The organism is Rubrivirga marina, assembly GCF_002283365.1.
GTDB classification, from domain to species: Bacteria; Bacteroidota; Rhodothermia; order Rhodothermales; family Rubricoccaceae; genus Rubrivirga; species Rubrivirga marina.
In genome coordinates this window covers 3,912,562-3,938,777 of record NZ_MQWD01000001.1, presented here as the reverse complement: position 1 = coordinate 3,938,777, position 26,216 = coordinate 3,912,562, and the positions used below count along the sequence as shown (strand labels likewise).

The window sequence follows — 26,216 nt, the reverse complement described above, 5'->3', positions numbered from 1 at the left end:
ACGCGGGCGCGGCGCCCGCCGTTCGGTCTTCCCGGAGAATAGACGGCGGCCCCGCCCGCGTCCGGCGGCCGGCCTCGGATTCCAGGCGAAGACCGATGGGGCAACACGGTGGTTCACCGCCGCGCGTTCGCCGTCCGTAGGCTCTCACGACTCACGACCCGTCGCGCTCCTGCTCTCGACCACGTGCCCCCGCCCAGGCCAAGCGCTCCCTCTTCGGTCATCCCGAGCGGAGCGAAGGATCTTGTGTCGGTCGGCTTCATGGGCCCGATGAGCGGAGCGCGCGAGTCCGACGAGATCCTTCCCTGCGCGGCTCCGCTCAGGATGATAGGGAGGGAAGGCCCGGCGACGACCGCTGGGCCGCTCACCCGCCCCGCCTCGGCGTCGAGGCGGAGGCTCCCACCACACCGACGGCTTTCCCCGACGCCCTCATGAACCGCCTCCTGATCCTCCTGGCGCTCGCCCTCAGCGCGTGCGCGACCGCCCAGCCGGCCACCGACGCGCCCGAGCGCCCCCGCGCCGCCTCAGGCGACGCGACCCCTCGCAACGTCGTCCTGATGATCGCCGACGGGTTCGGGCCGGCCTCGGCCACGCTCGGGGCCGCGGCGAAGGGCGCCCCGCTCGCGCTCGATGGCGTCCTCGTCGGCTCCGTCGAGACGTCGTCGTCCGACAGCCGGGTGACGGACTCGGCGGCCGGGGCGACGGCCTACGCCTGCGGCCTCAAGACGTACAATGGTGCCATCGCCGTCGACGCGGACGGGCGGCCGTGCCGGACGGTCCTCGAGGCGGCCGAGGCGGCCGGGCTCGCGACGGGGCTCGTCGCCACGAGCCGGATCACGCACGCCACGCCGGCCTCGTTCGCCGCCCACGTCGAGAGCCGCGCCGAGGAGGCCGAGGTCGCGCGCCAGCTCGCGGCCTCCGGCGTCGAGGTGCTCTTCGGCGGCGGCCGGTCCTACTTCACCGACCTCACCGGCCCGATGGCCGCCGACGGGTGGGCCGTCGCCACCGACCGGGACGGGTACGACGCGCTCGACGCCACGCCCGCCGCCGCGCTCCTCGCCGACGGCCACCTCGCCTACGAGATCGACCGCGACGAGACCGACCAGCCGTCGCTGGCCGAGATGACGACGACGGCGCTCGACCTGCTGGCGAGCTCGCCGGACGGCCGCGAGAACGGGTTCTTCCTCATGATCGAGGGCTCGCGGATCGACCACGCCGGCCACGCCAACGACCCGGCGGCGCACCTCGGCGACATCCTGGCCTACGACGAGGCCGTGGCCGCCGTCCTCGACTGGGCCGCTCGCGACGGCACCACGCTCGTCGTCTCGACGGCCGACCACGAGACGGGAGGAATGGCGCTCGGCCGGGATGGCATCTACGCCTGGGACCCCGCGCCACTCCTGGCGGCGACGGCCTCGTTTGAGGCCATGACCGCCGCGCTCCAAGCCGGCGGCGACCCCGTCGCCGTCGTCCGCGAGGGGCTCGCGCTCGACGACCTGCCCGAGGGCGCCGAGGAGGCGATTCGCGGCGCCCTCGCGACCGGCGACCCGTACGCACTGGGCCCGGTCGTCCGTGACCTCATCAGCGAGCCGGCTGGGATCGGCTGGACCACGAGCGGCCACACGGCCGTCGACGTCGGGCTCTACGCCTTCGGGCCCGGCGCCTCGCAGTTTGCCGGTCGGCACGCGAACGACGCCGTCGGGCGGATGCTGTTCGAGGCGCTCGGCCTCGACCGCTAGCCCGGCCGGCCCCGGCGGGGCGGTCAGCCGCCGCGGGCGGCGAGGGCGGCCCGTCGCTGTCGCGTCAGGATCCGGAGCGGGCCGAACTCGCCGTCGCCGCGCACCATGCGCGCCTCGGCGAGCGAGAGGAGGGAGTCGGCCGAGAGCGTCCGGCCGAGGTCGACGTAGGCCTCCGCGAGCGCGCTCTGGGCCTCCGCGATCCGCCAGTGGCCGGGCGTCGAGACCTCGCGGACCCGGAGCGCCTCGCGGAGGAGCGGGACGGCCTCCGCGGCGCGGCCGGTGTGGACGAGCGCCGTGCCCAGCCCTGTCATGGGGTACGGCCGGGCCGAGTGCAGGGCCGGCGTGCGCGCGAGGTCGTGCGTGGCGAGCGAGCGGCGGAACCAGCCCTCGGCCGCGACCGCGTCGCCCTCGGCGAGCGCGAGCATGCCGAGGTGGGCCTCCGTGTGGGCCACGCGGAGGTGGTCGTCGCCGTGGAGCCGGCGGAACGTGGTGAGCGACCGGTCGAGGAGCGGTGCGGCCCGCTGGAGGAGCGCCTCGTCGCCGGTCATCAGCGCGCGGTCCTTGTAGACGAGGGCGAGGTTGCTGAGGGCGAGCGCCGTCTCGGGGTGGTTCTCCCCGTAGGTCTCCTCGAAGATGCCGAGGGCCTGTCGGTAGTAGGTCTGGCCCCGGAGGTAGTCGCCCTGGTTCTTGACGACGACGCCGAGCTCGTTGAGCACGCTCCCGAGGCGGGCGCTCTCCGGCCCGTAGTGGGTCCGGTAGAGCTCGGCCGCGCGCTGGTAGGCCACCTCCGCGTCGATGAGGCGGCCCTGGCGGCGGAGGAGCGCGCCCATCGCGGCGTGCGCGTGGGCCGTCTCGACGTGGTCCGGCCCGAGCTCGCGCTCGACATCGGCCATGGCCCGGCGGAGGTACGGCTCGGCCTCGGCGAACCGGCCCTGGCTCACGAGGTTGAGGCCCATGGCCCGGCGGACCGTCGCGACGGCCGGCGCCGTCGGCCCGAGCGCGTCGATGCCGCTCGCGAGCGCGCGCTCGAGGATCTCCTCGCCCTCGGCATACCGCGAGCTCTGCGTGAGGAGCGTCGCGAGGTCGGCCGCGCTCTCGAGGGCCTCGGGGTGGCCCGGGCCGCCGAGCTCCTCGCGGACCCGGAGGGCGTCGCGCTGGAGCGCCTCGGCGCGGTCGAACAGGCCGAGGTTGCCGTAGACCTTCCCGAGGGCGGCCTCGACTGAGGCCCGCGTCCACGGGTCGTCGCGGAGGCCGGACCGGAGACGGGCCGACGTCCGGTCGAGAAGGTCGACGGCCGCGACCTGCCGGCCGCCCGTCTCGTCCGGGTCGACGTCCCCGAGGAGGTCCGTCAGGAGCGTCGTCGCGCGGACGGCCCGGTCGCGCTCCTCGCTCGCGCGGTCGGCCTCGTGGAGGGCCACGCCGGCGGCGCCGAGGACGACCGCGAGCGACAGGATCGACACGGCCACGCCGGTCCGGTGGCGCCGGACGAACCGGGAGGCGCGGTACCCGACCGTCTGGGGCCGTGCCTCGACCGGGAGCCCCTGGAGGTGTCGCCGGACGTCGGCGCCGAGCGCGGCGGCCGAGTCGTAGCGCCGCTCGGGCTCCTTCCGGAGCGCCTTCATCACGATCCGGTCGAGGTCGCCGCGGAGGCGGCGCCGGAGCCGCTCGGGCGACGTCGCCCGGAGCCCGCCCGACCCGGTCTGCTCGCTCGTGGGACGGGCCGCCTCGCCCGTCGTCGCGTGCGTGACGGCGTCGGACGGGCGGAGCGGCTCGGTCTCGAGGATCGCCTGCTCGATGGCGTGGCGCCCGCCGGCCTCGGCGTGCGGCCGGCGCCCGGTGAGGAGCTCGTAGAGCAGGACGCCGAGGGCGTAGACGTCAGTCGCCGTCGTGATGTCGCCCTCGGCCACCTGTTCGGGGGCGGCGTACTCCGGCGTCATCATGCGGAGGTCGGCCACCGTCTCGACGGCCGCGGTGTCGTCCTCGGCGAGGAGCTTGGCGATGCCGAAGTCGAGGAGCTTGACGCGCGGCCCCTCCGGCGACTCCGTCACGAGGACGTTCGACGGCTTGAGGTCGCGGTGGACCACGAGCTTCCGGTGGGCCGACTGGACCGCGTCGCAGACCGAGCGGAACAGCTCAAGCCGGGCGTCGACGCTCAGCGTGTGGTGGTCGCAGTAGGCCGTGATCGGTTCGCCCTCGACGAACTCCATCGCCAGCCACGGCCGTCCGTCCTCGGCCACGCCGCCGTCGAGGAGCCGCCCGATCGCCGGGTGGTCGAGCCGGGCCAGGATCTGGCGCTCGGCCAGGAACCGGGCCTCGAGCCGCGGCGCCAGCCCGACGCGGACGAGCTTCACGGCCGCCGTTTGTTCATACCGCCCGTCGTCCCGCTCGGCGCGCCAGACCTCGCCCATCCCGCCTCGTCCGACGCGATCGACCAGCCGCCACGGCCCGACGCGCTCCAGGCGCTTCGGCGGTGGCGCGTCGAAGAAGGCGGCGGCCGGGGCGTCGGCGTCGAGGAGGTCCTCCACCTTCCGGCGGAGGTCCGTGTCAGGGGCCCCGTCGGATGTGCGACAGGCGCCGTCGAGGAACGCGGGGCGGGCCTCGGTCGGGAGGTCGGCCGCTTCGCTGAAAACGGCCTCGACGCGGCGCCAGTCGGAGAGCGAGTCGGTCATGGGCGGGGCTGGGACGGGCGGCCCCACGCTGGAGGCCGCCCACGCACGAGCCGAGCGCAACGTACAGCGCGGTGCGAGGTCCCGTCCAGAGTCCCGCCGGACCTCCACTGCGTCCGAGGCGGCTAGTTGAGGCCCCCGGCCGAGACCACGTTGCCGGACCCCGCTGAGACCACGTTGCCGCCGCCGGCCGAGACCACGTTGCCCGATCCGGCCGAGACGACGCTGGCCCCCTGAGAGAACGACACGTATGGCGACCCGGGGAGAAGCGAGACCCGGACCGCCCGGCTGGCGAGGGTGGGGTTGTACTGGATGCCGGTGCTGAAGTAGAACCGCTGGTTGTGGGCCCGGGCCGCCTCGTTCCAGTTGACGTCGCACCGGTACACGAGCACACGGCGGTCCCGCCCCAGCCCTCGCTCGACGTCGATGCAGTTGGCGCCGCCGGCGGCCCGGCTGATGACCTGCCCCGTCCGGTGGAACGACCACTCCTGGTTGGCGTCGCCGAGGATGCAGGGGACGCTTCGGAGCGGACGCCCGGCCCCTTCGAAGGCGCTGAGGCACCCTCCGCTCCCGGTCTTGAGATAGTAGGCCCCGCGGGACGGGATGAACCGGGCTTGGAAGTGGTTGTACTGGGGCCCGCACGCCCGCGTGTGCACGTAGCCGCCGGACTCGGCGAGGCAGAGGGTGGGGTCGGCAGTGAGGACCGCGCCCCACTGCGCTGAGACGGTAGGGGCGAGGAACGCGGCGAGCGCCGCGAAGAGGAAGGGTCGCATAAGCGTTGGGAAACGAAAGGGTGCGACGGCCGGGTGCCGGCGCTTCCACACGAGGCGGCACGAAGGCTCGAAACGGCACCGTCCCTCCCCGATTTTTCCCGGATGTCAGGGCGACGTCCGACTGCGAAGAACGGATGTGCGAACGGTGTGACACGGCGGCCGTCAGCGGGCGGGGCGATGCTGTCGCGATCTTCCGCCCCCCATGGACCTGGACACCGCCCCCTTCGTCATCGTCGACACCGAGACCACCGGCTCGCGGGCCGGCGAGGACCGGCTGATCGAGATCGGGGCCGCCCGCCTCATGGGCGGCGAGGTCGTCGAGACGTTCCAGCAACTCGTCGATCCCGGCCGCCACGTGCCCCACCGGATCACGCGGCTGACGGGCATCTCGACGGCCATGGTCTACGGCCAGCCCCAGGCCGCCGAGGTCATGCCGCGGTTCCTCGAGTTCCTCGGCGACGCGGTCCTCGTGGCCCACAACCTCCCGTTCGACGCGCGGTTCTTGGACGTGGCGCTCGCCGAAGCCGGTCTCCCGCCGCTCCAGAACCCGTCTCTCGACACGCTTCGCCTCGCCCGGCGTCTCCTCTCGTCGCTCCCGTCGAAGGGGCTGAGCAAGCTCATCGAGCACTTCGGCATCGCGGTCAACGGCCGGCACCGGGCCCTCGGCGACGCCGTCGCCACGGCCGAGCTCCTCACGATCCTCCTCGACCGGATGCGGATCGAGTTCGGCGTCGAGACGGTCGAGGACGTGCTCGCCTTCCAGCGACGGCGCTACAAGGACACGCGCCGCGAGCCGAGCCACCTCCGGAAGATCCGCGACGAGATCCTGCCGCTCCTGCCGGACCGGCCAGGCGTCTACTTCATGCGCGACGCGAAGGGCCGCGTGATCTACGTCGGCAAGGCCAAGAGCCTCCGGAACCGCGTGCGGAGCTACTTCACGGGCGTCGAGAGCCACGTGCCGAAGACGCGGAAGCTCGTCCGTGACGTGCGCGACGTGACGTGGCGCGAGACGGGGACCGAGCTGGCGGCGCTCCTCGAGGAGTCGAAGCTGATCAAGAACTACCTCCCGGTCTACAACCGCGCCCAGCGGCGCTACCGCGACTACCCGTTCCTCCGCCTCGACGCGACGCACCCGTACCCCACGATCTCGTGGACGCCGCGCATCGCGCACGACGGGGCCGAGTACTACGGGCCGCTCGGGCGCCGCGGCCAGGCCGAGGAGCTCGTCGAGCTGATCGGGCGGCTGTTCATGCTCCGGGAGTGCGACGACAACGTGTTCACGCTCGGCCGGCCGTGCCTCTACCACGAGATGGGCCGGTGCGGCGCGCCGTGCGTCGGCGGCGAGGGCGCCGAGCAGTACGGGCTCGAGGTCGAGCGCGTCCGCGCGTTCCTCACCGGCCGGGATACCGAGGCCGTCGACATGGTCGAGGAGGCGATGCGGGAGGCCGCGGCGTCGCGCGAGTACGAGGCCGCCGGGTGGTACCGCGACCAGCTCCGCCGTCTCCAACGGACGCTCGGCCGTCAGCGGAAGATCGCGAGCGCGGTCCACGAGCACGACGCGGTCCTGATCGAGCCACTCGCACCGGGCTATGAGGGCCACGAGGGCGGGGCCCAACTTTTCCTGATCCGGTACGGCCGCCTCGCCGGTCGCGTCGACCTCCCCGCCGACCCCGCGCCGGACGAGGTCGCCGACCTCGCCGCCGCGCTCGCCGAGGCGTTCGACCCCGCGCTCCCCCCGCCCGAGAGCCACCTCCGGCCGGACGTCGACGAGATGCGGATGCTCGCCAACTGGATGCGGCTCCACCCCGAGGGCGCCCGCCAGGTCCGCTGGCGACCCGAGCACGACGCCGACGACTTCTTGGAGGCCGTCATCGACGCCGCACGGGAGGCCGTGCCCACGAACGAGCCGGAGGACGACGAGGACGAGTAGCCTCCGGAACGAGGCCGCCCGCCTCGGCGCGGTCACCGAGGCGGCCAGGCTCAGCCCTCGCAGGCTGCGAGGTCGGCCGCGGCCGCCCGGCGCTCCGGCGCGTCGCGAAGCCGGCCGTCGATCGCGCCGAGCGCGGCCCGCAGGGTAGGAACGGCCCGCCCGCACGCGCCCCGCGCGGCTTGCACGCGCCCGAGAAGGAGCGCCGTCAGGAGCGTCCCCTCGTCGTCGGGGCCGTACGTCGCCCGGTCCACGACGAGGGCCTCCGCTGCCAGCCGCTCGGCCTCGTCGAGGGCTCGGCGCTGGCCGAGGAGGATCTCGGCGAGGTTGTACGCGGCCAGGGCCGTCCGGAAGTGGGCGTCGCCGTAGATGGCCCGTGCCACGCGGAGCGCCTCGCGCGTCGTCGCCTCGGCGTCGACGACGGCCCCCTGCTCGTACTGGAGGTACCCCAGGTTGATCAGCGTCGCCGCGACGGAGCCGTGCGTGTCGCCGTAGAGCCGTCGCTTGATGGCGAGGGCGCGGTCGTAGAGTTGGGCCGCGAGGGCGTCGCGGCCGGCCGCGTCCTCCGCGCTGGCCAGGTTGTGGAGAGCGGTCGCCGTGGCCCAGTGGTCCTCGCCGTAGGCCCGCTGGAGCACGCCGAGGGCCTCTCGGTGGGCCGCCACGGAAGCCGCGAGGCTGTCGCGGAGTTCGAGCGTGTTGCCGAGCGAGACGTAGGTGAAGGCGAGGTCGGGGTGGGACGGCCCCACGAGCTCTCGCTGGAGCGCGGCGGCCTCCCGTAGGACCCGTGCGGAGCCGTCGAGGTCGCCGACGTCCGACAAGACGCCACCGAGCTGAGAGAGGAGCCTGGCCGTGTGGCGCTCCGCTCGTGACGCACCCCGTAGGAGGTCGAGGGCGGTGCGGTAGTCCCGGGCGGCGGCGTCGAAGGCGCCCCGGTCGGCGGCGACGGCGGCCTGCTCGCCGAGCGCACGGGCGTGGAGGACCGCGGCGGCGTCCCCGCGGGGGAGGGCGGTGGCGGCGGCCTGCCGGGCGTGCGCGGCGGCAGCTTCGTAGCGGTTCTGCCGTCGGGCCCGCCCCGCCAGGCGGATGTGCGCCTCGGCCGCGGCCGGCGCGTCGCCGGTCGCCTCGGCCAGTGCGAGGGCCCGGCGCAGCAGCGGCCCGGCCCGGTCATACTCCTCCAGTTCCGTGAGCGTGCCCCCGACCGTGGTCAGCACGCGCGCGAGGAGGTCGGGCCGGCCGGCCAGCTCGGCCTCGGCGCGGCGCTCGGCGCGGGCGAGCACGTCGCGGACGGGCGTTGTCCCCCCGGCCCCCTCGCGAGGGTCCGACTCGGTCAGGAGGCCGAGCACGAAGGCCGAGGCGAGGTCGGCCCGCTCCCGCTCGCTCGCCGCGGCCCGCTGCTGAAGGAGGGCCTGCCCGCCCAGGGTCGCGGCGACGGCGAGGGCGAGCGCGGCGGCGGCCAGCCGGGCCCGGTTCCGCCGCGCGAACGCCCAGGCGCGGTACGCGAGCCGGTCGGGGCGCGCGGCCACCGGTCGTGCCGCGAGGTGGCGGCGGACGTCGTCGGCGAGGGCGTCGACGCTGGCGTACCGCCGCTCGGGCTCGGCCTGGAGCGCCGTCAGCGCGATCGCGTCGAGGTCGCCACGGAGGCGGTGGCGGAGCCGGGCCGGCGTCGTCGCACGGAGGGCGGCGAGGGCCTCGGCCTCGGGCGCGTCGTCGCGCTCCTGAGGCCGCGTCGCCGCCGCACTGGGCCGGGCGGGCCGCGCCGTCGGGGTGGCCCCCATGGGCAGACGCCGCCGGGTTGTGCCGTGGGGACGCCGCCCCGTGAGCAGCTCGTACAGGAGGACGCCCAACGTGTACACGTCGGTGGCGGTCGTGGTCGGCCCGCCTTCGAACTGCTCCGGCGCCGCGTACTCGGGCGTGAGGAGTCGGGGGCCGCCGATGGACCGTTCGCCGGCCTCGGAGGCGTCGTCGCTCAGGACGGCCGCCAGGCCGAAGTCGAGGAGTCGGGCCCGGCCCTCGGGGTCCACCAGGACGTTCGACGGCTTGAGGTCTCGGTGGACCACGAGCCGCCGGTGGGCGTGCGCGACAGCCTCGCAGACCTGGAGGAAGAGCTGGAGCCGGGCCTCGACGCCGAGCCGGTGCCGGTCGGCCCACCGCGTGATCGGCTCGCCGTCGACGAGTTCGAGGGCGAGGTACGGCCGGCCGTCGGGCGCGGCCCCGCCGTCGACGAGGCGGGCGATCCCGGGGTGCTCCAGGCTCGCGAGGACGGCCCGCTCGCGCCGGAAGCGGGCGAGCAGCGCGTCGGTGTCCATGCCGCGCTTGACCACCTTCAGCGCGACGGTCTGCTCGTACTGGGCGTCAGCCCGACGGGCGCGATACACGGCGCCCATGCCGCCCCGGCCCAGTTCCTCGACGATCTCCCAGGGCCCGACCCGGGCGCCGGCCGGCAAGTCGTCGTCCCGCTCGCGCGCCACGACCTCTCGCAGCTCCGCGGTGGGCAGGAGCGCCGCGAGCCCGGTCGGGGGGTCGAAGTAGGCCTCGGCGGGGGGCTCCGCCGCCAGGAGCCGCTCGACCTCGCCGCGGAGGCCGGGGGCGCAGGCCTCGTCGAGGTACGGGCTCCGGTCGGGGAGGGGCAGGGAGGCCGCCTCATGGAATAGGCGGCCGACGGTCTCCCAGTCGTGAGGCGTCATGGGGAACAGGCAAACAGGCGAGGGGAGGGGCGGCCGCTCAGCCCTCGGCCGGCGAGCTGGCCGCGGCGCCGGGACGGATCTGGGCATAGAGCCACGTCCGCGCGAGGCGCCAGTCTTGCTTGACCGTCTTGGCCGAGACGCCGAGCGCCTCGGCGGTCTCCTCGATGGTGAGCCCCGCGAAAAAGCGGCACTCCACCACCCGGGCTTGGCGGGCCGAGAGGCGCGCGAGCGTGTCGAGCGCCTCGTCGAGCGCCAGGAGGTCGCCGGCGGGGACGGGGGCCGGGGGACCGTCCGGCAGCTCTCCGTTCTGGACCAGCGCGTCGAGGGAGAGGGCGGCCGCCTCGCCGCCCCGCTTCTCTGCCGTCCGCGCGCGCGCCCAGTCGATGAGGACCCGGCGCATGACGCCCGCGGCCGCCCCGTAGAAGTGCGCGCGGTCGCGCCACTCGACTCGCGTCACGTCGACGAGGCGGAGGTAGGCTTCGTGGACCAGCCCGGTCGTCGAGAGGGTGTGGTCCTCGCGCTCGCCGCGAAGGCGGGCGCGGGCGATCTGCCGGAGCTCGTCGTAGATGGCCGCGAGCAGTGGGCCCCCGGCCGCCGGCCGGCCGGCGGCGTGGTCGCGGAGAAGGCGGGTGACGTCGGGCGCGCCGGGCACGGGGAGCGAGGCGAGGGCCGCCAAAGGTAGCCGCCCTCGCGCCGCTCCGGACCGTTAGTCTCGGATGCGGTAGGCGTCGCGGTAGGTCGCGGTCGGGGAGTTGAGGATGATGAGATCTGTCCCGAACGTCTCTGTCGACGACCGGTCCGAGTTCGGGTAGAGCGTCCAGTCCGCGCCCTCGTCCCCGCGGAGCAGCACGATGCCGGGGAGGCCGTCCCGCGGGATCCAGGTGCCTCGGATCACCCCGTCGTCGGTGGCCCAGGCGTAGGTCCCGTCTGGGAACACCTCGAGGGGCGGGAGCCGCATGCCACCCGAGACGGTGGTAGTCCGCGTGCTCCCGTCCGTCCGGGTCGTGATGGCCCCCGGAATCCGGACGTCCCACCGGCCGACGTAGTGGTCGGTCCAGACCGGCTCGCGGTCGGGCGCCTCGACGTCGCCGTGCCAGTACCAGCCGCGGTAGACGTCGTCGCCCTCGATGAGGTACATCCCCTCGGAGTGGGTCCCCGCCTCGCCGACCTCCTCGACCACCCCGCGGCCCCACAGGGGTCCGGCCGTGTTGACGAGGACGACGTGGCCGCGCCCGAACCTCGGGAAGCCCCCGCCTGGTGGCGGTGCAGCGGGCTCCGCTCCGGGCGGCGCGGCGAGCGGGTCGGCGGGCGGAGCGGCGCCGGCCCTCCCGGGAAGCTCGACGAGCTCAGGCCAGCGAGCCAGTGGTGGAGCCGGCTGGCCGGCCTGGACGTCGGCGAGGGCCTGGGCACAGGACGCCGCCGCGAGGCCGTCTGGGGCGCACCACTCGAACCAGTCGGCGGCGCTGGCGGCGTCTCCGGCGCGCCAATACAGGAGCCCCTTGAGGAACGTGACGGCGGTCCCCCAGATCCGGTCGGCCGTGTTGGCGCGGCCGAGGTCGGACTGGGCGGTCCAGAACGCGTCGGCGGACATCGAGGTCGGCGCGCCGGCCGCGCCGTAGCGGGCGAGGCCCTGCCACAGCGTCAGCGGGGGGTAGCCGGCGAGGTCGGCCTCCGCGGCCTCGAAGGCGGCGAGGGCTTCGGCGTAGCGGTCGTCGGCGAAAGGGGCGGCTCCGGCTTCCAGTGCGGGCTGGGCGTGGGCGCCCGCCACGACCGCGAGGGCGAGGACGAATCTCATGGGGCTACCGGATGGCGCCTCGCGGGGCCCGTGCGTAGGTCGCCCCGCCCGTGCGGACAAAGTGATTGCTCCCGTCGGCGATCACGGCCACGCCGCTGGGGTGCCGGCGGACGTGCTCCGAGCCGACGAGCGTGTCGGCCCGGCGAGCGAGCCGGGCGAGCGCGGCGTTCTGCACGATCTCGCCGAGGGCGAACCATTGGCGCTCGGCGGCGGGCCCGTCGGTCGCACACGCCTCGAGGGTCGCCCGGGCGCCCTGCGCCGGCGGTGCGCCGAGGGCCAGGCACAGCCCGGGGGCGGCGGCGCTCTCGACGCGCCCGTCGGTGATCCGCCACCCCTGGGCGGGATCGCCGCCCCGGCAGGGCACCGCTCGCACGGGGGCACCCGATGTGGCGCCAGCGAGGCACTGGGTGCCGACCCGGACGACGGTGTGGGGGCCGACCCGGTCGACTTCAAACTGGTTCGAGGCCGCCGTGCAGTCGGTGGTGACGACGGGGCCGTCGGGGGCGGAGAGGCACGCCTGGGGCGACGCGGTGAGGAAGGCCCCCGGCTGGGCCGAGGCGGGCCCTGCTGCGGCGAGGGCGAGGAGGAGGAGGAGTCGCATGGTCGGGAGGGGGAGGGGCTAGTTGAGGCCGCCGGCCGCGATGAGGTTGCCCCCGCCGGCCGCGATGAGGTTGCCGCCCCCGGGGGCGATGATGCCCGCGCCGCGGAGGCCGGTCGTGACGTGGTGGGTGCCCGGCAGCCGGGAGGCCACCGTCGCCCGCTGAGCGAGCCCCGGGTCGTAGCGAACCGTCCCGCCGAGGTAGAACCGCTGGTTGTCGCGCCGCGCCGCCTCGTTCCCGTTGAGGTCGCAGGCGTAGTTCAGCACCCGGCGGTCCCGGCCGAGGCCGCCCTCGACGTCGAGGCACAGAGCCTGGTTCGCCTGGTTCTGGACCTGGCCGCTGGGGTGGATCCACCAGCGCTGGGTGGCGTCGGCCTCGTTGCAGGCCACGCTCCGCACGGGCCGGCCGGCTCCCTCGAACGCGCTCAGGCACCCCCCGCTCGTGGTCTTGATATAGAACGCGTTCCGGGGCGAGACGTAGACGGAGGCGAACTGGTTGACGGACGGCGTGCAGGCGCGGGTGTGTACGTAGCTGCCGTACTCGGAGAGGCAGAGGGAGGGGTTGGCCGTGACGATGGCGCCGGGGGTCTGGGCGGAGACGCCCATCGCGACCAGAAGCGCGGAGGAGATGAGGAGGTGTCGCATGGGGAGGGTGGGGGTGTCGTGGAGGGAGGAGGGCTCCCCCCTCAAGGCGGAGGCCGGCTTGAAATCGGCACCTCGCCGCGCTCTTTTTCTGGGAGACCGGCCTCGTCCCCGTTAACGGCGCTATTCGGGCCGGTTTGCCCGCCTCGGCGCCACGTCCGACGGGGGCAGGGCGGGGTGGAGTCTGGGGGGAGGGTGTGACCCGGGGCGATCCTGGATCGGCTTTTGGGGAGGAACGGAGGCCCCCCGAGGCACCGTTCTGCCCTTCCCACCACCGCACGACCCATGACCTACGCCTTCCGCACGGCGGCGCTCGCCGTCCTCGCCCTGGGCCTCGCCTCCTGCGCCACGCTCGGCGGCGCCAACTACTACTCCGTCGACGAGGAGTGGCAGGCCGGCCGCCAGCTCGAAGACCAGCTCGCCCAGCAGCTCCCGCTCACCAACGACCGGACGCTCACGAACTACGTGAACTCGATCGGCCAGGCCATGGCGCGCCAGACGCAGCTCGGCAACCGGCCCTGGCGGTTCTACGTCGTCCGCGACGACGCGATCAACGCGTTCAACGTGCCCGGCGGGCTCGTCTACATCAACACCGGGCTGATCGAGAACGTCGGGAGCGCGGGCGAGTTGGCCGGGGCCATCGCCCACGAGGTGGCCCACGGCGTGGCCCGGCACGGGACGCAACGGCTCTCGGCCGCCCAGGAAGTCAACGCCGTCGCCGGGGCCGTCGGCCTCGGGAGCGGCGTCGAGGGGATCGCGGCCCAGATCGCGGCCCAGGGCGCCTTCGCGTCGTTCTCCCGCCGCGACGAGCGCGAGGCCGACCAACTCGGCGTCCAGATCATGGCCAACGCCGGCTACGACCCCGACGGCCTCGCCGACCTCCTGGAGCGGCTGGCCTCTCAGGAGCGGGGCGGCGGCGTCGCCTTCTTCCGCTCGCATCCGCTCTCGTCGGAGCGGATGCAGTCGGTCCGCCAGATGGCCCGCCGCTACGACGGCCGCGGCCTCCGCACGGACGACAGCCAGTTCGCGTCCGTCCGCCGCCGCGCTGCACAGTTGTAGGGCATTGGGAACGGGGAGGTGGGACCTGGGCCGAGGGTGCCCCTAGGTTTCACTCTGCCATCGCCCGTCTCCCCGTTGCCCGATTCCCTCGCCCCCTACGACTTCGACCTGCCCGACGGGCTCATCGCCCAGCGGCCGGCCGAGCGGCGCGACGCCTCGCGGATGCTCGTGCTCCATCGCGGTACGGGGGCCGTCGAGGACCGCCAGTTCGCCGACCTCGGCGAGTTCCTGGACCCGGGCGACGCGCTCGTGTTCAACGACACGCGCGTCGTGCCGGCCCGGCTCGTGGGGCGGCGGCCGACGGGCGGGCGGGCCGAACTGTTCCTGGTCGAGCGGGCGGAGGACGGGACGTGGTCGGCCCTCGCCAAGCCAGGGCGGAAGCTGACGGCCGGCGCCGAGGTCCTTTTTGATGAGCACCTCGGGGCGCGCGTCGAGGCGGTCGAGGAGAGCGGCCGCCGCCGCGTCCGACTGCTCCGCGACGGCCACCCGTTCGAGACCGTCGAGGCGGAGGAGGTCGCGATCGAACAGATCGGGCGGATGCCGCTTCCGCCGTACGTCGACCGCGAGGCCGACGCGGCCGACCGCGAGCGGTACCAGACGGTCTTCGCCCGCAAGCGCGGCGCCATCGCGGCGCCGACGGCCGGACTCCACTTCACGCCAGGCACCGTCGAGGCGCTGCGAGAACAGGGCGTCGTCACGGCCGAGGTCACGCTCCACGTCGGCTACGGCACCTTCGAGCCCGTCCGCGCCGACGACCTCCGCGAGCACCGCGTGGCGCCCGAGCGGATCGAGGTCTCGCCGGCGACGGCCGACGCGCTCAACGGCGTCCGCCAGTCGGGCGGGCGCGTCGTCGCCGTCGGGACGACCTCGACGCGCGCGCTCGAGACCTCGGCCGACGACGCGGGCCGCTTCCACCCGGTCGCCGGGCCGACGGACCTCACGGTCACGCCCGGCTACCGCTTTCGCGCCGTCGACGCGCTCCTGACCAACTTCCACCTGCCGAAGTCGTCGCTGCTGGTCCTCACGGCGACGTTCGGGGGGCTGGGGCCGGTGATGGAGGCGTACCGACACGCCGTCCGCGAGGGGTACCGGTTCTACTCGTACGGCGACTGCATGCTGATCGTCTGAGGCCGCCGGCTCCGTCCGCCTCGGGGATGGGCTGATGGATCTGGGGTGCCGATGTCTCGGCGAGCCGGACGAGCCAGCGGTCGTCGCGAGTCCGCCTGCGTCGGGAGGGTCCAGAACCGGGCCGAGGCAGGCGGGCAGTGGGGAAGTAGAAGAGCGAGGGAGGGGCCGTGGCGGGCGCCGTCGTCTCGGTCTCCGCCATGACCCGGACGAATCGGCAATAGGGTGGGGCGGTGTCGGCCCGGCGTGCCATTCGGGGCGGGTCAAGAGGGGGGCGAGAGAGACGGGTGTAGCGCTTGCGTGCGGGGCGATTGAAGCCAGTCCGGCCGCCGCCGATACCCGGGACTCTCCCCGCCCCTCATGTCCGACCGTCCGCCGAACTCCCGCCACGAGACGCCGCCGACCGGCGCCTACGCCTCGGTCGAGGACGCCGTGTTCGAAGACCTCAGCCTGCCCGGCGACGGCGCCTCCCGGCCGGCCGCCCCCGCGTGGGAGCCCGTCGCCGCCTCCGAGATCGCCGTCGAGGCGCCCGAGGCTGCCGCCCCCGTGCGGGCGTCGGCGCTGGCAGACCCGGCCCGCGAGGTCGGCGGGGACGTCGACTACGACGGGGACGGCTTCCGCATCGACTTCGACACGGACGACGCGCCGACGGCGGCTCTCGCGCCGGTCTCGCGGTCGGTCCCGGCGACGGCGCCGAGCGGCCCGCCCGTGCCCCCGGTCCCGCCCGCGTCGTCCTCGGCGGCGACGCGTGACGAGGCGCGGCGCTCGATGCGCCGGACGCTCCGGATGCTCCGCCGCCACTGGCCGCTCGTGCTCGGCCTGACCGTGCTCGGCCTCGCCCTCGGCGCGGCGCACGGCCTGTTCTCGGCGCCGGTCTACAAGGCCCACAGCGTCCTCCTCATCATCCCGAACGACCCCGCCCAGACGGGCGCCGGCGGCGTGGCCGCGGCCCCGGGCGAGAGCGTCTCGAAGGTCGTCAACCAGGGGCTCGTGCTCCAGCAGGCGCCGCAGATCGCCGAGCGGACGGCCGAGACGCTCCTCCGCCAGCCCGAGGCCGAGGCCTTCACCTCCATTCAGGGCGCCGTCGACCGCTACGGCACGCCGCTCACCGCCGACGGCCTCGCCGACTACCTCCAGGAGGAGGTCGTGACGATCGGGCCTGCCGCCGACCAGGCCGATGCCATCCGCGTCGAGGCCGCGGCCGGCAGCGCCGAGGAGGCCGCCCTCATCGCCCGCCTCTACACCGACGAGTACCAGGCCCTCACGCAGTCGTCGTCGCGCGAGCGCTCGACGCGGACGCGCGAGGTGCTCGAAGAGCAGATCGCCCGGCGCGAGGGCGAGCTCGACGAGATCGAGAACCAGCTCGCCGGCTTCATGACGGCCGAGAACGCGGCCGGCCTCGACGAGCAGACGCGGGTGACGGTGTCCCAGATCGGCCAGCTCCAGGGCCAGCTCGACCTCGCCCGCGTCGAGGCGCAGACCCACCGCGCCCGCCTCGGGCAGCTCCGGAGCGACCTCGCGTCGGTGCCCGAGCGGCTGGAGCGGAGCGCCGACGTGCCGTCGGTCGTCGAGACGACGGACCTCGACACCGAGATCGCGCGGCTGGAGCGGCTCCTCGAGCAGATCTACATGCAGAACCCCGAGCTCCGGGGCGACCCGACAGGCCATCCCGACGTGGCCAGCATCGACACGCGTCTCCGGAGCCTCAAGGCCGACCGCCGCGCGCGGATCGGCTCGCAGACCGACGCGGCCGTGGCCGCCGGCGGGCTCAGCCTGTCGAGCGACGGCGCGAATGGTCAGGCCTACGTCGCCGAGCTCCAGCGCCAGATCTCGTCCGTCCAGGCGGATCTCGCCGGCGCCGAGGCCCGCGCTTCGACGCTCTCCCGCCGTCTCGGCGAGGCCCGCGGCCAGCTCCGCGCCGTGCCCGGCCAGCAGGTCGAGCTCGAACAGCTCGAGCGCCAGCGGGCCACCTCGGAGGCCACGCTCCAGCAGCTCCGCACCGAGTTCGACCGCGCCGAGCTGTCGGAGACGACCGAGTTCGGCTTCGCCCAGGTGCTCCGCGAGGTCCAGACCCCGCGCGAGCCGTCGTCGCCGGTCCTCCCGCTGTCGCTCGGCCTCGGCGGGTTCCTCGGCCTCCTCCTCGGCCTCGGCCTCGCGTTCCTCCGCTTCCAGACCGACACCAAGACGCGGACGCCCGACGACCTTCGCGACCGCGGCTTCGCCGTCATCGGGACCGTCCCCGACCTCAAAGAGGCCCTCCGCGGCGGCCGGCAGGAGATCGAGGGCTGCGTCGTCCACCCCGGCCTCGTGACGCTCACGCGGTCGTTCGCGCCCGAGGCTGAGGCGTTCCGGCACCTCCACGCCGGGCTCTACGCCGGCGGCGGGGCGCACCCGCAGGTCGTCCTCGTGGGCAGCCCGGACGGCCACGCGGGCAAGAGCCTCACGGCGGCCAACCTCGCCGTCGCCGCGGCCCAGGCCGGCCGGCTCACGCTCCTCCTCGACGCCGACCTCCGCCACCCGGCCGTCGGCGACCTGTTCGGGCTCGAGCCGCACGCCCAGTTCGGCGAGGGGCCGCCCGAGGCCAACGTCGCCTTCTGGACGACGGCCGTGCCCAACCTCCTCGCCATGACGCCGCGCGAGACCGTCGAGCGCCCCGACCAGATGTGGTCGGCCCTGACGGTGAAGCAGCTCCTCGACTACTGCCGCGGCAAGTTCGACATCGTCGTCGTCGACACGCCGGCCGCCCTCGCCGCCGCCGACGCCACGCTCCTCGCGCCCTACGCCGACGCGGCCCTCCTCGTCGCCGAGGCGGACCGGACCGACCTCGACGCCATGACCCAGGTGGCGACCGAGCTGGCCGGCGTCGGGCTCACGCGTGTCGGCGCGGTCCTCAATCGGTTCGACCCGCGCGGGGCCGTCGGCTTCAAGGCCACGGCCGGCGTCCGCCACGCCGCCCGCGACTGACCCCCGCATCTCCACCGCTCCCCCCACTCCGATGCGTCGCCTCGTCCTCCTCGCCGGGCTCCTCCCGGCCCTCGCCCTCGCCCAGACCGCCGACCCGTACGGCCGGCCCGACGCCTCCGAGCGGCCGGTCACGCGGATCGGCCAGAGCGAGCAGACCGTCTCCAACGCGCCCGGCTACTACCAGCACCATATGCCTGGCGAGGCCACGATCCAGGTCCAGGTCGAGGGCGCGGTCGTGAACCCCGGCCTCTATGAGATCGCCGACGAGACGGACCTCCGGCGGCTCCTCGCCCTCTCCGGCGGCCCTCGGATCGACGTGCGCGACCGGCAGAGCGAGCGGCGCGTCGAGCTCCGCCTGATTCGGCCCGGGACCGGCCTCATCTACGGCGCGCTCCTCGCCGACGCGGCCGGCAACCCGTCGGTCATCCCGCCGCTGCGCCACGACGACGCCCTCCTCGTCGAGGTGATCGACCGGCGCCGGTTCGGGTGGCAGGACGCCGCCACGGTCATCGGTGCGGCCGGGACCGTCGCCTTCCTGTTCCAGCTTCTCGCCCAGTAGACGTCCCGCCTCGGCGCGCCCGCCGAGGTCTCCCGCCGGCCGGCCTCCGGGCACGCCTCATGGCCTCCCTCGTCTCTGCCCTTCGGGACCTCCTCCGCGGCTCGTGGCTGCGGCAGGGCGTGTGGACGGTGCTCGACCAGGCCCTCTTTGCCGGGGCCAACTTCCTCGTCAACGTGCTGTTGGCGCGGTGGCTCTCGCCCGAGGCCTACGGCGCGTTCACGGTGGCGTTCATCGTGTTCCTGCTGGCGGGGACGGTCCACGGCGGGCTCCTCATCGAGCCGATGCTCGTGTTCGGGCCCGAGCGGTTCAAGGGGCGAACGGGGGCCTACCTCCGGGCGCTCCTCTCCGGCCACGCGCGGTTCTCGATGGCCGCCGGCGCCGTGCTCGCGTCCATCGGCGCCGTCGTGTGGGTCGTCGGCAGCCCGGCGCTCGGCGCGCTGTTTGTGACGCTGGCCGTGGCGCAGGGGGCGATTCTCGGGCTGTGGCTGATGCGGCGGGCCTGCTACGTCGTGTCGCGGCCGTCGTGGGCGGCGGGCGCGGGCGTTGTCTATCTCGTGTTGCTCGTGAGCGGGGCGTTGGGGTTGAACCACGTCGGCTGGCTCTCCGGCCCGGCCGCGCTCGGCCTGATGGCCGCGACGTCGCTGGTCGCGGCGATCGTGCTGGCGGTCCGCCTCGGCGTCCCCGTGCGAGTCCCCGAGGCCGGCCTTCTCGCCGACGCGCGGGCGGCGCACGTCGAGTACGGGCGCTGGGCCGCCCCGACCGGCGCCATCGAGTGGGTCCAGTCGTCCATCCCGTACCTCGCACTGCCGCTGTTCGTGGGGCTCGAGGGGAGCGGGTCGCTGCGGGCGTTCTACAACCTCGCGATGCCGGCGCTGATGGGGTTCTCGGCCCTCGCCACGCTGTGCCTGCCCATCTTCGTGCGCGCTCGCGCGGCGGGTGAGATCCGGCCGACGCTCCGCAAAGTCGGGGTGGCATTCGTGGCGCTCGCGCTGGCCTACGGCGGGCTCACGCTCGTGGGCGGCCGGGCGGCCGTGGCGTGGCTCTACGACGGGCAGTACGCCGTGAGCCTCCCGATCCTGATCCTCCTCGCGCTGGCGCCGCTCGGGGCCGCGGTCGCCAACCTGCTCGTGACGCTCGTGCGGAGCGCCGAGCGGCCGTCGGCCGTGTTCCGCGCCCGCGTCGCGACCGTCGCCGTCGTGTCGACGGCCGGTCTCGCCGTGACGGCCGCGTTCGGCGTGGTCGGCGCGCTGTTCTCCGACCTGCTCGGCCTGCTGACGGAGCTGGTCGTGCTCGTCCGGCCTGCCCGCCAGTCGCTCGACGCGCCCGAGCCGCCCGCGGTCTCGGCGTCGTCCGCCTCGACGGACCTCACCCCGAGGCCGGCGGAGCCGGAGGCGGCCGACGCGCCGCTCCTCGAGCCCGTATGAGCATGGAGGCCCCGCACCCCTGGGCGTTCCGCCCCGACGCCGTCCCCCAGCGCCGCCCGTTCGGCGACAAGTACACGACGTTCCTGGGCGTTGTCCTGATGGGCTATGCCGTGGCGGGGCGTGGGTTCGCCTACCTCGGCTTCCCGCCGCTGTTCATCGGCGAGGTCGCCCTCGTGCTCGGGCTCGTCGCGCTGGCGGGCGCGATGCGCCGGACGAGCGTCGTGCCCGGGGCCGCGATGGGGCTCCTCGTCGGGCTCATCGGCTGGGCGTCGATCCGGGTCGCGATGGGCCTCCCGACGTGGGGGATCGACGCCGCCCGCGACGGGATGGTCGTGCTCTACGGCCTGTTCGCACTCATCGCGGCCGGGCTGGTGCTCGAGAAGCCGGGGCGGCTCCGATGGCTGATCGCCCACGCCCCGCGTCTCGTGTGGGGCGTGATCCTGGTCGGGTGGCCGGTCCACTTCTTCATCCGCGTGTTCGAGGCGTTCCCCGTGTGGCCGTGGGCGAACGTCCTCATCATCCAGACGAAGCCGGGCGACCTCCTCGTCACGCTCGCCGCTGCGGTGACGCTCGTGACGGTCGGGTTTCAGCGCCCGAAGCCGGCCCTGATCGTCGGGCTCACCGCGGGCATCATCGGGCTCATGATCACGTCCCGTGGCGGGATGCTGGGGTTCGTGCTCGGGATGGGGCTCGCGACGCTGTGGAAGCCGGCGACCGCGCGGTACGGGCGGTTCGTGTACGTCGGCGCGCTCGTCGTCGTGCTCGGCCTGGCCGTCGGCTCGTCGGGCATCAAGATCAACGACGGGACGCGGGAGTTCTCGGTCGAGCAGGTCTGGGAGAACGTCAAGAGCATCGCGGGCCGCAGCGACAACCCCCAGCTCGCCAACACGGCCGAGTGGCGCCTCGAGTGGTGGGGGAAGATCATCGACTACACGTTCGGCGGGGCGCACTTCCTCGACGGCAAGGGCTTTGGGATCAACCTCGCCGACGACGACGGCTTCAACGTGGACGACGAGGGGTCGCTGCGGAGCCCACACAACTCGCACCTCACGGTCCTCGCTCGCGGCGGCGTCCCCATGTTCCTGGTGTGGCTGCTGATCCAGGGCCTCTGGTTCTGGCGCGTCGGGCGGTCGGCCGTCGAGGCGCGGCTGCGGGGGCTCGACGGGTGGGCCGGGTTCTACGCCGTGTGCGGCGCGCTCTGGCTGGCGGCCCACGTCAACGCGTCGTTCGACGTGTACCTCGAGGGGCCGATGGGCGCGATCCCGTTCTGGACCGTCTTCGGCCTCGCGCTCGCCGGCACGCGCCTCCAGCGGACGCACCCGCACCTGCTCGACGACCTCCGCGTCGGGGCGGCGCCCCGGCCCGCCTCGGGGCCGTCGTGGTCGTGGGCGGCCGGGGGGCCGGCGCCGTCCGGGGACGGGGCGCCCGTGGGTTCAGTCGCCGCGCCCGTCGAGTCGGCGTGACGGACGGGGCCGACCGAACAGGTCGGGTGGGGATCGGCTCGGATCGTGCAGAGCGCCTGGCGTCCCCCACCTCGCCAGGCTCCATGTCCCCTCGCCCCCGCCTCCTTCTCGGGGCCTACACCTGCGACCCCACGCTCGGCTCGGAGCCCTTCGTCGGGTGGAACCGGGTGGTCCAGGCCGCCCGGTTCGGCGATGTCGACGTGATCCTCTGCGCGACCGACCACGAGATGGCCCTCCTCGCGACGGGCGTCGAGGCCGAGGGGATCGCCGACGCGGTCCGGTTCTACCGGGTCCCCCACACCCGGCTGGAGCGGGCGCTCCACCGCGTCCCGGGTGCGTTCTACCCGACCTACCGCCGCTGGCAGGCCCGCGCGCTCCGGCTCGCTCGACGGCTCCACGCGGAGCGCCCGTACGACCTCGCTCACCAGGTGACGTTCTGCGGCTACCGCGAGCCCGGCGACCTGTGGAAGCTCGGCGTCCCGTTCGTCTGGGGACCGGTGGGGGGGACCCAGAACACCCCGGCCGCCTTCCTCGACATCGGGAGTCGGTCGATGGCCGTCACCGAGCGCGTGCGGACCGTACTCAACGGCATCCAGCTCCGGGGCCGGCGCGTCCGCGAAGCCGCCGAGGCGGCCGACGTGCTCCTCGCCGCCAACTCGACGGGCAAGCGGGACCTGGAGGAGATCACGGGCGCCCCGGTCCGCCAACTCCTGGAGACGGGCACGGGCGCGGTCGGGGACGCCAAGCGGTGGGCGGATCGCGAGCCCGGCCCGTTCCGCCTGCTCTGGGCCGGACAGCTCATCCCCACGAAGGGCCTCCGGCTCGCGCTCGCCGCGCTCGATCGGCTCCAGCGGGCGGCTCGTGAGGGGGGACCTGAGATCGAGTTGATCGTCGTCGGGGATGGGCCGGAGCGCGACCTCCTGAGCGGCGTGCCGGGCGTCGAGTGGCGGGGCTGGATGCCCCGCGCCGAGCTGATGGACCTGTACGCCCAGGCCGACGCCTTCGCCTTCACGAGCCTCCGCGACACGTCGGGCAACGTCATGCTGGAGGCGCTCTCGGCGGGCCTTCCCGTCGTGTACCTCGACCACCAGGGCGCGGCCGACGTCTGCTCCGACGCCTGCGGCGTGCCGGTCCCGGTGACGACGCCTGACGAGGCGGTCCGCCGTCTCGCCGAGGCCGTGACGACGCTGGCTTCCGATCCCGCCGGCTACGACCGTCGGAGCCGCGGGGCCATCGCCCGGGCCCACGAGCTGAGCTGGCAGGCCAACGGTGACGCCGTCAACGCGCTCTACGCCGAGGTGCTCGGCCTGGACCGGCCGCCGGCGGGGGACGGCCTGGCCAGCCTCGACGGATCCACGGGCAGTGCGATCGGGGCCCCCGGCCGCGAGGCCCTCCTCAGCGCCTCGCTCTCATGATGACGATCGCTCCTGCCCTCCGTGCCCCGGTTCGCAGCGGGTCGCTCCTGGCCGAGGACCTCAGCGACTCCCCGCTGACGGTCCTGCTCGTCCACAACGTCTACCAGCACCGGGGCGGGGAGGACGGCGTCTACGAGCGCGAGCGCGAGCTCCTGGAAGAGCGGGGCCACCGCGTGCTCTGCTACGAGCTCCACAACGACGACGTCGACGGGATGGGCCGGCTGGCGCTCGCCACGCGGACGCTGTGGAGTCGCGAGGCCTACGCCGAGGTCCGCCGGATCGTCGAGGCCGAGGGGGTCGACGTGGTCCACGTCCACAACACGCTGCCGCTGGCGTCGCCGTCGGTGTTCCACGCGGCCCACGCGGGCGGTGCGGCCACGGTCCACACGCTCCACAACTTCCGGATGGTGTGCCCGGGCAACCTCCTGCTGCGGGATGGCCGGCTCTGCCACGACTGCGTGGGGAAGGCGTTCGCGGCGCCGGCCGTCCGGCACAAGTGCTACCGCGGGAGCGCGGCGGCGACGGCGGCCGTGGCGAGCACCATCGCTGCTCACCGCGCGCTCGGCACGTGGGACCACGCCGTCGACCGGTACGTCGCGCTGAGCGAGTTCGCGCGGGGTGTGCTCGCCGACGGCGGGCTCCCGGCCGACCGGATCGCCGTGAAGCACAACGCGGCCGAGGGGGTCCCCATCGACGGCCCGGGGGGCGACCACGTCCTGTTCGCCGGTCGCCTGGCGAACGGGAAGGGGCTCAGCGTCCTCCTCGACGCTTGGGCACTCGACCCGACGCTCCCGACGCTCAAGATCGCGGGCGACGGCGAGCTCGCCGACCTCGTCCGCGAGGCGGCCGAGGCCGACGACCGGATCGAGTGGCTCGGCTGGCTCGATCCCGACGCGATGGTCTGGACGATGGCCACGGCCGGGCTCCTCGTGGCGCCGTCGATGTGGTACGAGGGCTGGCCGCTCGTGGCCGTCGAGGCGATGGGCGTCGGGACGCCCGTCGTGGCGACCGACCACGGCGCGTTCTCCGAGATGATCGAGGACGGCGTGACCGGTCGGCTGTTTCCGCGCGGCGACGCCGCGGCGCTCGCCGCCGCCATCCGCGAGCTCACGTCCGACCCCGACCGCCTCGACGCCATGCGCGCCCAGACGCGGATGCGCTTTGCCGAGCGGTACTCCCGCGACGTCAACTACCGCGAGCTCCGGGTCATCTATGACGACGCCATCGCCCAATTCGCCGCCGCCTGACGTGACGGCGCCCCGGATCGCGTTCGCCGTCCCTGTCTACAACGGAGAGCGGTACCTGCCCCGCGCCCTCGAGGCGCTCCAGGCGCAGACCGAAGAACGCTGGGTCGCCGTCGTCACCGACAACGCCTCGACCGACGGCACGGCCGAGATCGCTCGGGCGGCGGCCGAGGCGGACCCCCGCATCCGCTACCACCGCAACGAGGCGAACCTCGGCGCGAATGGCAACTTCAACCGGTCGATGGCGCTCGCGCTCGAGACCGGCGCGCCGTTCGTGAAGTGGGCCGCCCACGACGACGTCCCGCTCCCGGACTACGCCGCGCGGTGCCTCGCGGAGCTGGACGCGCGTCCCGAGGCCGTCGGCGCCCACACGGCGCTCCGCCTCGTCGACGACGCGGGCGCGCCGTACCCGTACGACGCCGAGGCCGGCGGCTTCCACGACGGCGACGGCGGGGTCTGGGCGTGGACGCCCGACACGCAGCGCGCGCTCGACGGGCCGGACCCCGGCGCCCGACTCCTCCGGTTCCTCCGCGACAAGCCGGGGCAGTGGCTGGTCTACGCCGTCTTCCGCGCCGAGGCGGTCCGCCAGTCGCGGCCGTTCGCGATGCCGGGCGTCGAGGACGCCCTCTGCGCCGAGCTCCTGCTCCGCGGGCCCATCGCCTACCTCGACGCGCCGCTCTTCGAGCAGCGCCACCACGCCGGCAGCGCGCGCCACCTCTCGCGCCGCGACTACATCGAGTACGAGACGGGCGTCCGCCCGACCGGGCCGCTGCTGCCGTCGGCCGGCCGCGCCGTCGAGTTCGCGAAGGCCATCACGCACGCGCCGCTCTCGGGGGCCGACCGCCTCCGGGCCTGGGCCGCCTACGGGCGGTTCGCGTTCGGGCTGGGGCGGCTGCGGAACCTCGTCGTCCCCGGCCCCGACAACTACCTCGGCCTCGGCGCGTGAGGGGAGGGGAGGGAGGCGGGCCGTTTCGAGGCCCCTCATCCCCCGATCCTTCCCTACGCCGGCCGCTCGACCTTGTCGCGGACGGCGCGGCCGACGTCGCGGACCCACTTGGCAGGCGTCCGGCGCGGCACGCCGAGCGTCCGGCCGAGCCGCTGGCGCCACGCGTCGCCGACGGGGAGCGTCCAGAACCACGAGTCGTCGTCGCGGACGGCCCGGAACAGGCGCCGGAGGCCGAGCCGCTTTTCGTTGGGGAGGTGCCAGACCATCATCGCCTCGTGGCCGGGGCGGACGGTCGCGCCGGTGAACCACGTGAACATCCGGTCGATGAAGGGGTCGGCCGTGCCGACGGGCAGCCCGAGGCGGTGGTAGACGGCGCTCAGGAGGTGGGCCTCCTCGTTCGTCTTCGGCTCGCCCGCCTCGTGACGGCGGACCATCTCCGGCCACACGGCTTGTGCCTCCCGCACGACGGCCCGGAGCGCGTCGCGCGTGCCGGCCACGATCTCGCCGCCGAGGTAGGGCACGACCGGCGAGGCCCCGTCGCCGCCGACGCCGTCCATCTCGGCGAGGAGCCGGCCGAGCTGGCGGGGCGAGAGCCCGTTCATCTCGTCGTCGTCGGCCACGTGGGCGTCGAACGTGAGCGCGCCGTGCTCGCGGGCGGCTTCGACGAGGGGCCCGATGGACCGGGTGAACACGCAGTCGGAGTCGAGGAGGACGCCGACCGTGTCCGCCTCGGGGAGCGTCTCGGCGAGGTGGGCCGTGACGTCGAGGACGTAGAACTGGTTGGTCCACGCCGAGTGCCAGCCGGCCGGCGGCTTCGACGTGTAGGGGAGGACGACGACCTCGACGCCGTGCCGGGCCAGGAAGGTCGCTGTGTCGAACCCGTCGATGTCGGGGACCGCGTCGAGGTTCGTGTAGAGCCGGTGCCGGGCGTCGGGGTTGACGCGCGCGCTGGCGGCGAAGAAGTCCACCACGCACCGCCAGTAGACCGACTGGAACCACGTCGACGACGACCGGCCGCCGACCTGGGGGTAGACGCTCTCCTCCCCCTCGCGCTCGGCGTAGAACCAGGTGGAGATGACGGGGGCGGACATGGGGCGCGGGCGGAGTCTGCCCCGGGTATCGGCCGCCGTGCGCCCGGGTCAAGCCGCTCGGGGAGTCGGTGCGGGTGCCCCATCTGAGCACCGGGGGTACCTTCC

Annotated in this window: 19 protein-coding genes; 11 read left to right on the top strand and 8 right to left on the bottom strand. The window is 74.5% G+C overall.

The window, feature by feature from the left end; genetic code table 11:
* Positions 1-428 precede the first annotated feature (428 nt).
* Positions 429-1,736 carry an alkaline phosphatase gene (locus tag BSZ37_RS16745; protein WP_095511651.1) on the top strand — a complete coding sequence of 436 codons (1,308 nt, stop codon included), beginning with the start codon at positions 429-431 and terminating at the stop codon, positions 1,734-1,736.
* A 23-nt stretch (positions 1,737-1,759) separates the two neighbouring features.
* Here the strand turns inward: BSZ37_RS16745 and BSZ37_RS16740 are convergent, their stop codons facing one another.
* Both BSZ37_RS16740 and BSZ37_RS16735 read right to left on the bottom strand, forming a co-directional pair.
* On the bottom strand, positions 1,760-4,405 hold the full coding sequence (locus BSZ37_RS16740; RefSeq protein WP_095511650.1) for a serine/threonine-protein kinase: 2,646 nt from the start codon (positions 4,403-4,405) through the stop codon (positions 1,760-1,762).
* A 122-nt stretch (positions 4,406-4,527) separates the two neighbouring features.
* Entirely contained in the window at positions 4,528-5,175 is a 648-nt protein-coding gene (locus BSZ37_RS16735) for a ricin-type beta-trefoil lectin domain protein (protein WP_095511649.1), read from the bottom strand.
* Between the two features lie 202 nt (positions 5,176-5,377).
* Here BSZ37_RS16735 and BSZ37_RS16730 point away from each other — a divergent pair, with 202 nt between their 5' ends.
* Positions 5,378-7,105, top strand: coding sequence for a DEDD exonuclease domain-containing protein (locus BSZ37_RS16730; RefSeq protein WP_095511648.1), 1,728 nt, complete (start codon positions 5,378-5,380; stop codon positions 7,103-7,105).
* A 50-nt stretch (positions 7,106-7,155) separates the two neighbouring features.
* Here BSZ37_RS16730 and BSZ37_RS16725 read toward each other — a convergent pair whose 3' ends face one another.
* The 5 genes from BSZ37_RS16725 to BSZ37_RS16705 are packed head-to-tail and all read right to left on the bottom strand — an operon-like array spanning position 7,156 to position 12,824.
* Complete coding sequence (locus BSZ37_RS16725) at positions 7,156-9,786, bottom strand: serine/threonine-protein kinase (RefSeq protein ID WP_179299713.1); 2,631 nt, start codon at positions 9,784-9,786, stop codon at positions 7,156-7,158.
* A 37-nt stretch (positions 9,787-9,823) separates the two neighbouring features.
* A complete protein-coding gene (locus BSZ37_RS16720; protein ID WP_095511646.1) occupies positions 9,824-10,438 on the bottom strand; it encodes a sigma-70 family RNA polymerase sigma factor in 615 nt (204 codons plus the stop codon).
* Positions 10,439-10,492: 54 nt separating this feature from the next.
* A complete protein-coding gene (locus BSZ37_RS16715; RefSeq protein ID WP_095511645.1) occupies positions 10,493-11,581 on the bottom strand; it encodes a hypothetical protein in 1,089 nt (362 codons plus the stop codon).
* A 4-nt stretch (positions 11,582-11,585) separates the two neighbouring features.
* Positions 11,586-12,182, bottom strand: a complete 597-nt coding sequence (locus BSZ37_RS16710) for a ricin-type beta-trefoil lectin domain protein (protein ID WP_095511644.1) — start codon at positions 12,180-12,182, stop codon at positions 11,586-11,588.
* Between the two features lie 18 nt (positions 12,183-12,200).
* Positions 12,201-12,824: a ricin-type beta-trefoil lectin domain protein gene (locus BSZ37_RS16705; protein WP_095511643.1), complete on the bottom strand. Its 624-nt coding sequence runs from the start codon at positions 12,822-12,824 to the stop codon at positions 12,201-12,203.
* Between the two features lie 282 nt (positions 12,825-13,106).
* On the opposite strand from BSZ37_RS16705, the gene BSZ37_RS16700 reads away from it, so the two are divergent.
* The 9 genes from BSZ37_RS16700 to BSZ37_RS16660 all read left to right on the top strand — a co-directional run bounded on the left by BSZ37_RS16700 (position 13,107) and on the right by BSZ37_RS16660 (position 25,020).
* Positions 13,107-13,880: a M48 family metallopeptidase gene (locus BSZ37_RS16700; protein WP_095511642.1), complete on the top strand. Its 774-nt coding sequence runs from the start codon at positions 13,107-13,109 to the stop codon at positions 13,878-13,880.
* Between the two features lie 75 nt (positions 13,881-13,955).
* On the top strand, positions 13,956-15,008 hold the full coding sequence (queA, locus tag BSZ37_RS16695; RefSeq protein WP_095511641.1) for a tRNA preQ1(34) S-adenosylmethionine ribosyltransferase-isomerase QueA: 1,053 nt from the start codon (positions 13,956-13,958) through the stop codon (positions 15,006-15,008).
* A gap of 357 nt (positions 15,009-15,365) precedes the next feature.
* Entirely contained in the window at positions 15,366-17,969 is a 2,604-nt protein-coding gene (locus tag BSZ37_RS16690) for a GumC family protein (RefSeq protein ID WP_095511640.1), read from the top strand.
* A 31-nt stretch (positions 17,970-18,000) separates the two neighbouring features.
* Positions 18,001-18,528: a polysaccharide biosynthesis/export family protein gene (locus tag BSZ37_RS16685; protein ID WP_095511639.1), complete on the top strand. Its 528-nt coding sequence runs from the start codon at positions 18,001-18,003 to the stop codon at positions 18,526-18,528.
* 59 nt (positions 18,529-18,587) lie between these two features.
* A complete protein-coding gene (locus BSZ37_RS16680) occupies positions 18,588-19,952 on the top strand; it encodes an MATE family efflux transporter (RefSeq protein WP_095511638.1) in 1,365 nt (454 codons plus the stop codon).
* A gap of 2 nt (positions 19,953-19,954) precedes the next feature.
* Positions 19,955-21,415 carry an O-antigen ligase family protein gene (locus BSZ37_RS16675; RefSeq protein ID WP_179299712.1) on the top strand — a complete coding sequence of 487 codons (1,461 nt, stop codon included), beginning with the start codon at positions 19,955-19,957 and terminating at the stop codon, positions 21,413-21,415.
* Positions 21,416-21,498: 83 nt separating this feature from the next.
* Positions 21,499-22,830 (top strand): glycosyltransferase family 4 protein, encoded by a 1,332-nt coding sequence (locus BSZ37_RS16670; protein ID WP_095511636.1) that lies wholly within the window; start codon positions 21,499-21,501, stop codon positions 22,828-22,830.
* Complete coding sequence (locus tag BSZ37_RS16665; protein ID WP_179299711.1) at positions 22,830-24,077, top strand: glycosyltransferase; 1,248 nt, start codon at positions 22,830-22,832, stop codon at positions 24,075-24,077. The genes BSZ37_RS16670 and BSZ37_RS16665 overlap by 1 nt, the downstream gene beginning before the upstream one ends.
* A complete protein-coding gene (locus BSZ37_RS16660) occupies positions 24,043-25,020 on the top strand; it encodes a glycosyltransferase family 2 protein (protein WP_095511634.1) in 978 nt (325 codons plus the stop codon). The genes BSZ37_RS16665 and BSZ37_RS16660 overlap by 35 nt, the downstream gene beginning before the upstream one ends.
* 53 nt (positions 25,021-25,073) lie before the next feature.
* Here BSZ37_RS16660 and BSZ37_RS16655 read toward each other — a convergent pair whose 3' ends face one another.
* Entirely contained in the window at positions 25,074-26,111 is a 1,038-nt protein-coding gene (locus tag BSZ37_RS16655; RefSeq protein ID WP_095511633.1) for a hypothetical protein, read from the bottom strand.
* Between the last annotated feature and the right edge of the window lie 105 nt (positions 26,112-26,216).

Excerpts from the sequence above, each read along its gene's own strand:
- BSZ37_RS16730 (WP_095511648.1), top strand. The coding sequence starts at position 5,378 with ATGGACCTGGACACCGCCCCCTTCGTCATCGTCGACACCGAGACCACC.
- BSZ37_RS16700 (WP_095511642.1), top strand. The coding sequence starts at position 13,107 with ATGACCTACGCCTTCCGCACGGCGGCGCTCGCCGTCCTCGCCCTGGGC.
- BSZ37_RS16705 (WP_095511643.1), bottom strand. The coding sequence starts at position 12,824 with ATGCGACACCTCCTCATCTCCTCCGCGCTTCTGGTCGCGATGGGCGTC.
- BSZ37_RS16710 (WP_095511644.1), bottom strand. The coding sequence starts at position 12,182 with ATGCGACTCCTCCTCCTCCTCGCCCTCGCCGCAGCAGGGCCCGCCTCG.
- BSZ37_RS16725 (WP_179299713.1), bottom strand. The coding sequence starts at position 9,786 with ATGACGCCTCACGACTGGGAGACCGTCGGCCGCCTATTCCATGAGGCG.
- BSZ37_RS16670 (WP_095511636.1), top strand. The coding sequence starts at position 21,499 with ATGTCCCCTCGCCCCCGCCTCCTTCTCGGGGCCTACACCTGCGACCCC.
- BSZ37_RS16675 (WP_179299712.1), top strand. The coding sequence starts at position 19,955 with ATGGAGGCCCCGCACCCCTGGGCGTTCCGCCCCGACGCCGTCCCCCAG.
- BSZ37_RS16735 (WP_095511649.1), bottom strand. The coding sequence starts at position 5,175 with ATGCGACCCTTCCTCTTCGCGGCGCTCGCCGCGTTCCTCGCCCCTACC.
- BSZ37_RS16740 (WP_095511650.1), bottom strand. The coding sequence starts at position 4,405 with ATGACCGACTCGCTCTCCGACTGGCGCCGCGTCGAGGCCGTTTTCAGC.
- BSZ37_RS16715 (WP_095511645.1), bottom strand. The coding sequence starts at position 11,581 with ATGAGATTCGTCCTCGCCCTCGCGGTCGTGGCGGGCGCCCACGCCCAG.
- BSZ37_RS16660 (WP_095511634.1), top strand. The coding sequence starts at position 24,043 with ATGACGACGCCATCGCCCAATTCGCCGCCGCCTGACGTGACGGCGCCC.
- BSZ37_RS16655 (WP_095511633.1), bottom strand. The coding sequence starts at position 26,111 with ATGTCCGCCCCCGTCATCTCCACCTGGTTCTACGCCGAGCGCGAGGGG.
- BSZ37_RS16665 (WP_179299711.1), top strand. The coding sequence starts at position 22,830 with ATGACGATCGCTCCTGCCCTCCGTGCCCCGGTTCGCAGCGGGTCGCTC.
- BSZ37_RS16745 (WP_095511651.1), top strand. The coding sequence starts at position 429 with ATGAACCGCCTCCTGATCCTCCTGGCGCTCGCCCTCAGCGCGTGCGCG.
- BSZ37_RS16685 (WP_095511639.1), top strand. The coding sequence starts at position 18,001 with ATGCGTCGCCTCGTCCTCCTCGCCGGGCTCCTCCCGGCCCTCGCCCTC.
- BSZ37_RS16690 (WP_095511640.1), top strand. The coding sequence starts at position 15,366 with ATGTCCGACCGTCCGCCGAACTCCCGCCACGAGACGCCGCCGACCGGC.
- BSZ37_RS16680 (WP_095511638.1), top strand. The coding sequence starts at position 18,588 with ATGGCCTCCCTCGTCTCTGCCCTTCGGGACCTCCTCCGCGGCTCGTGG.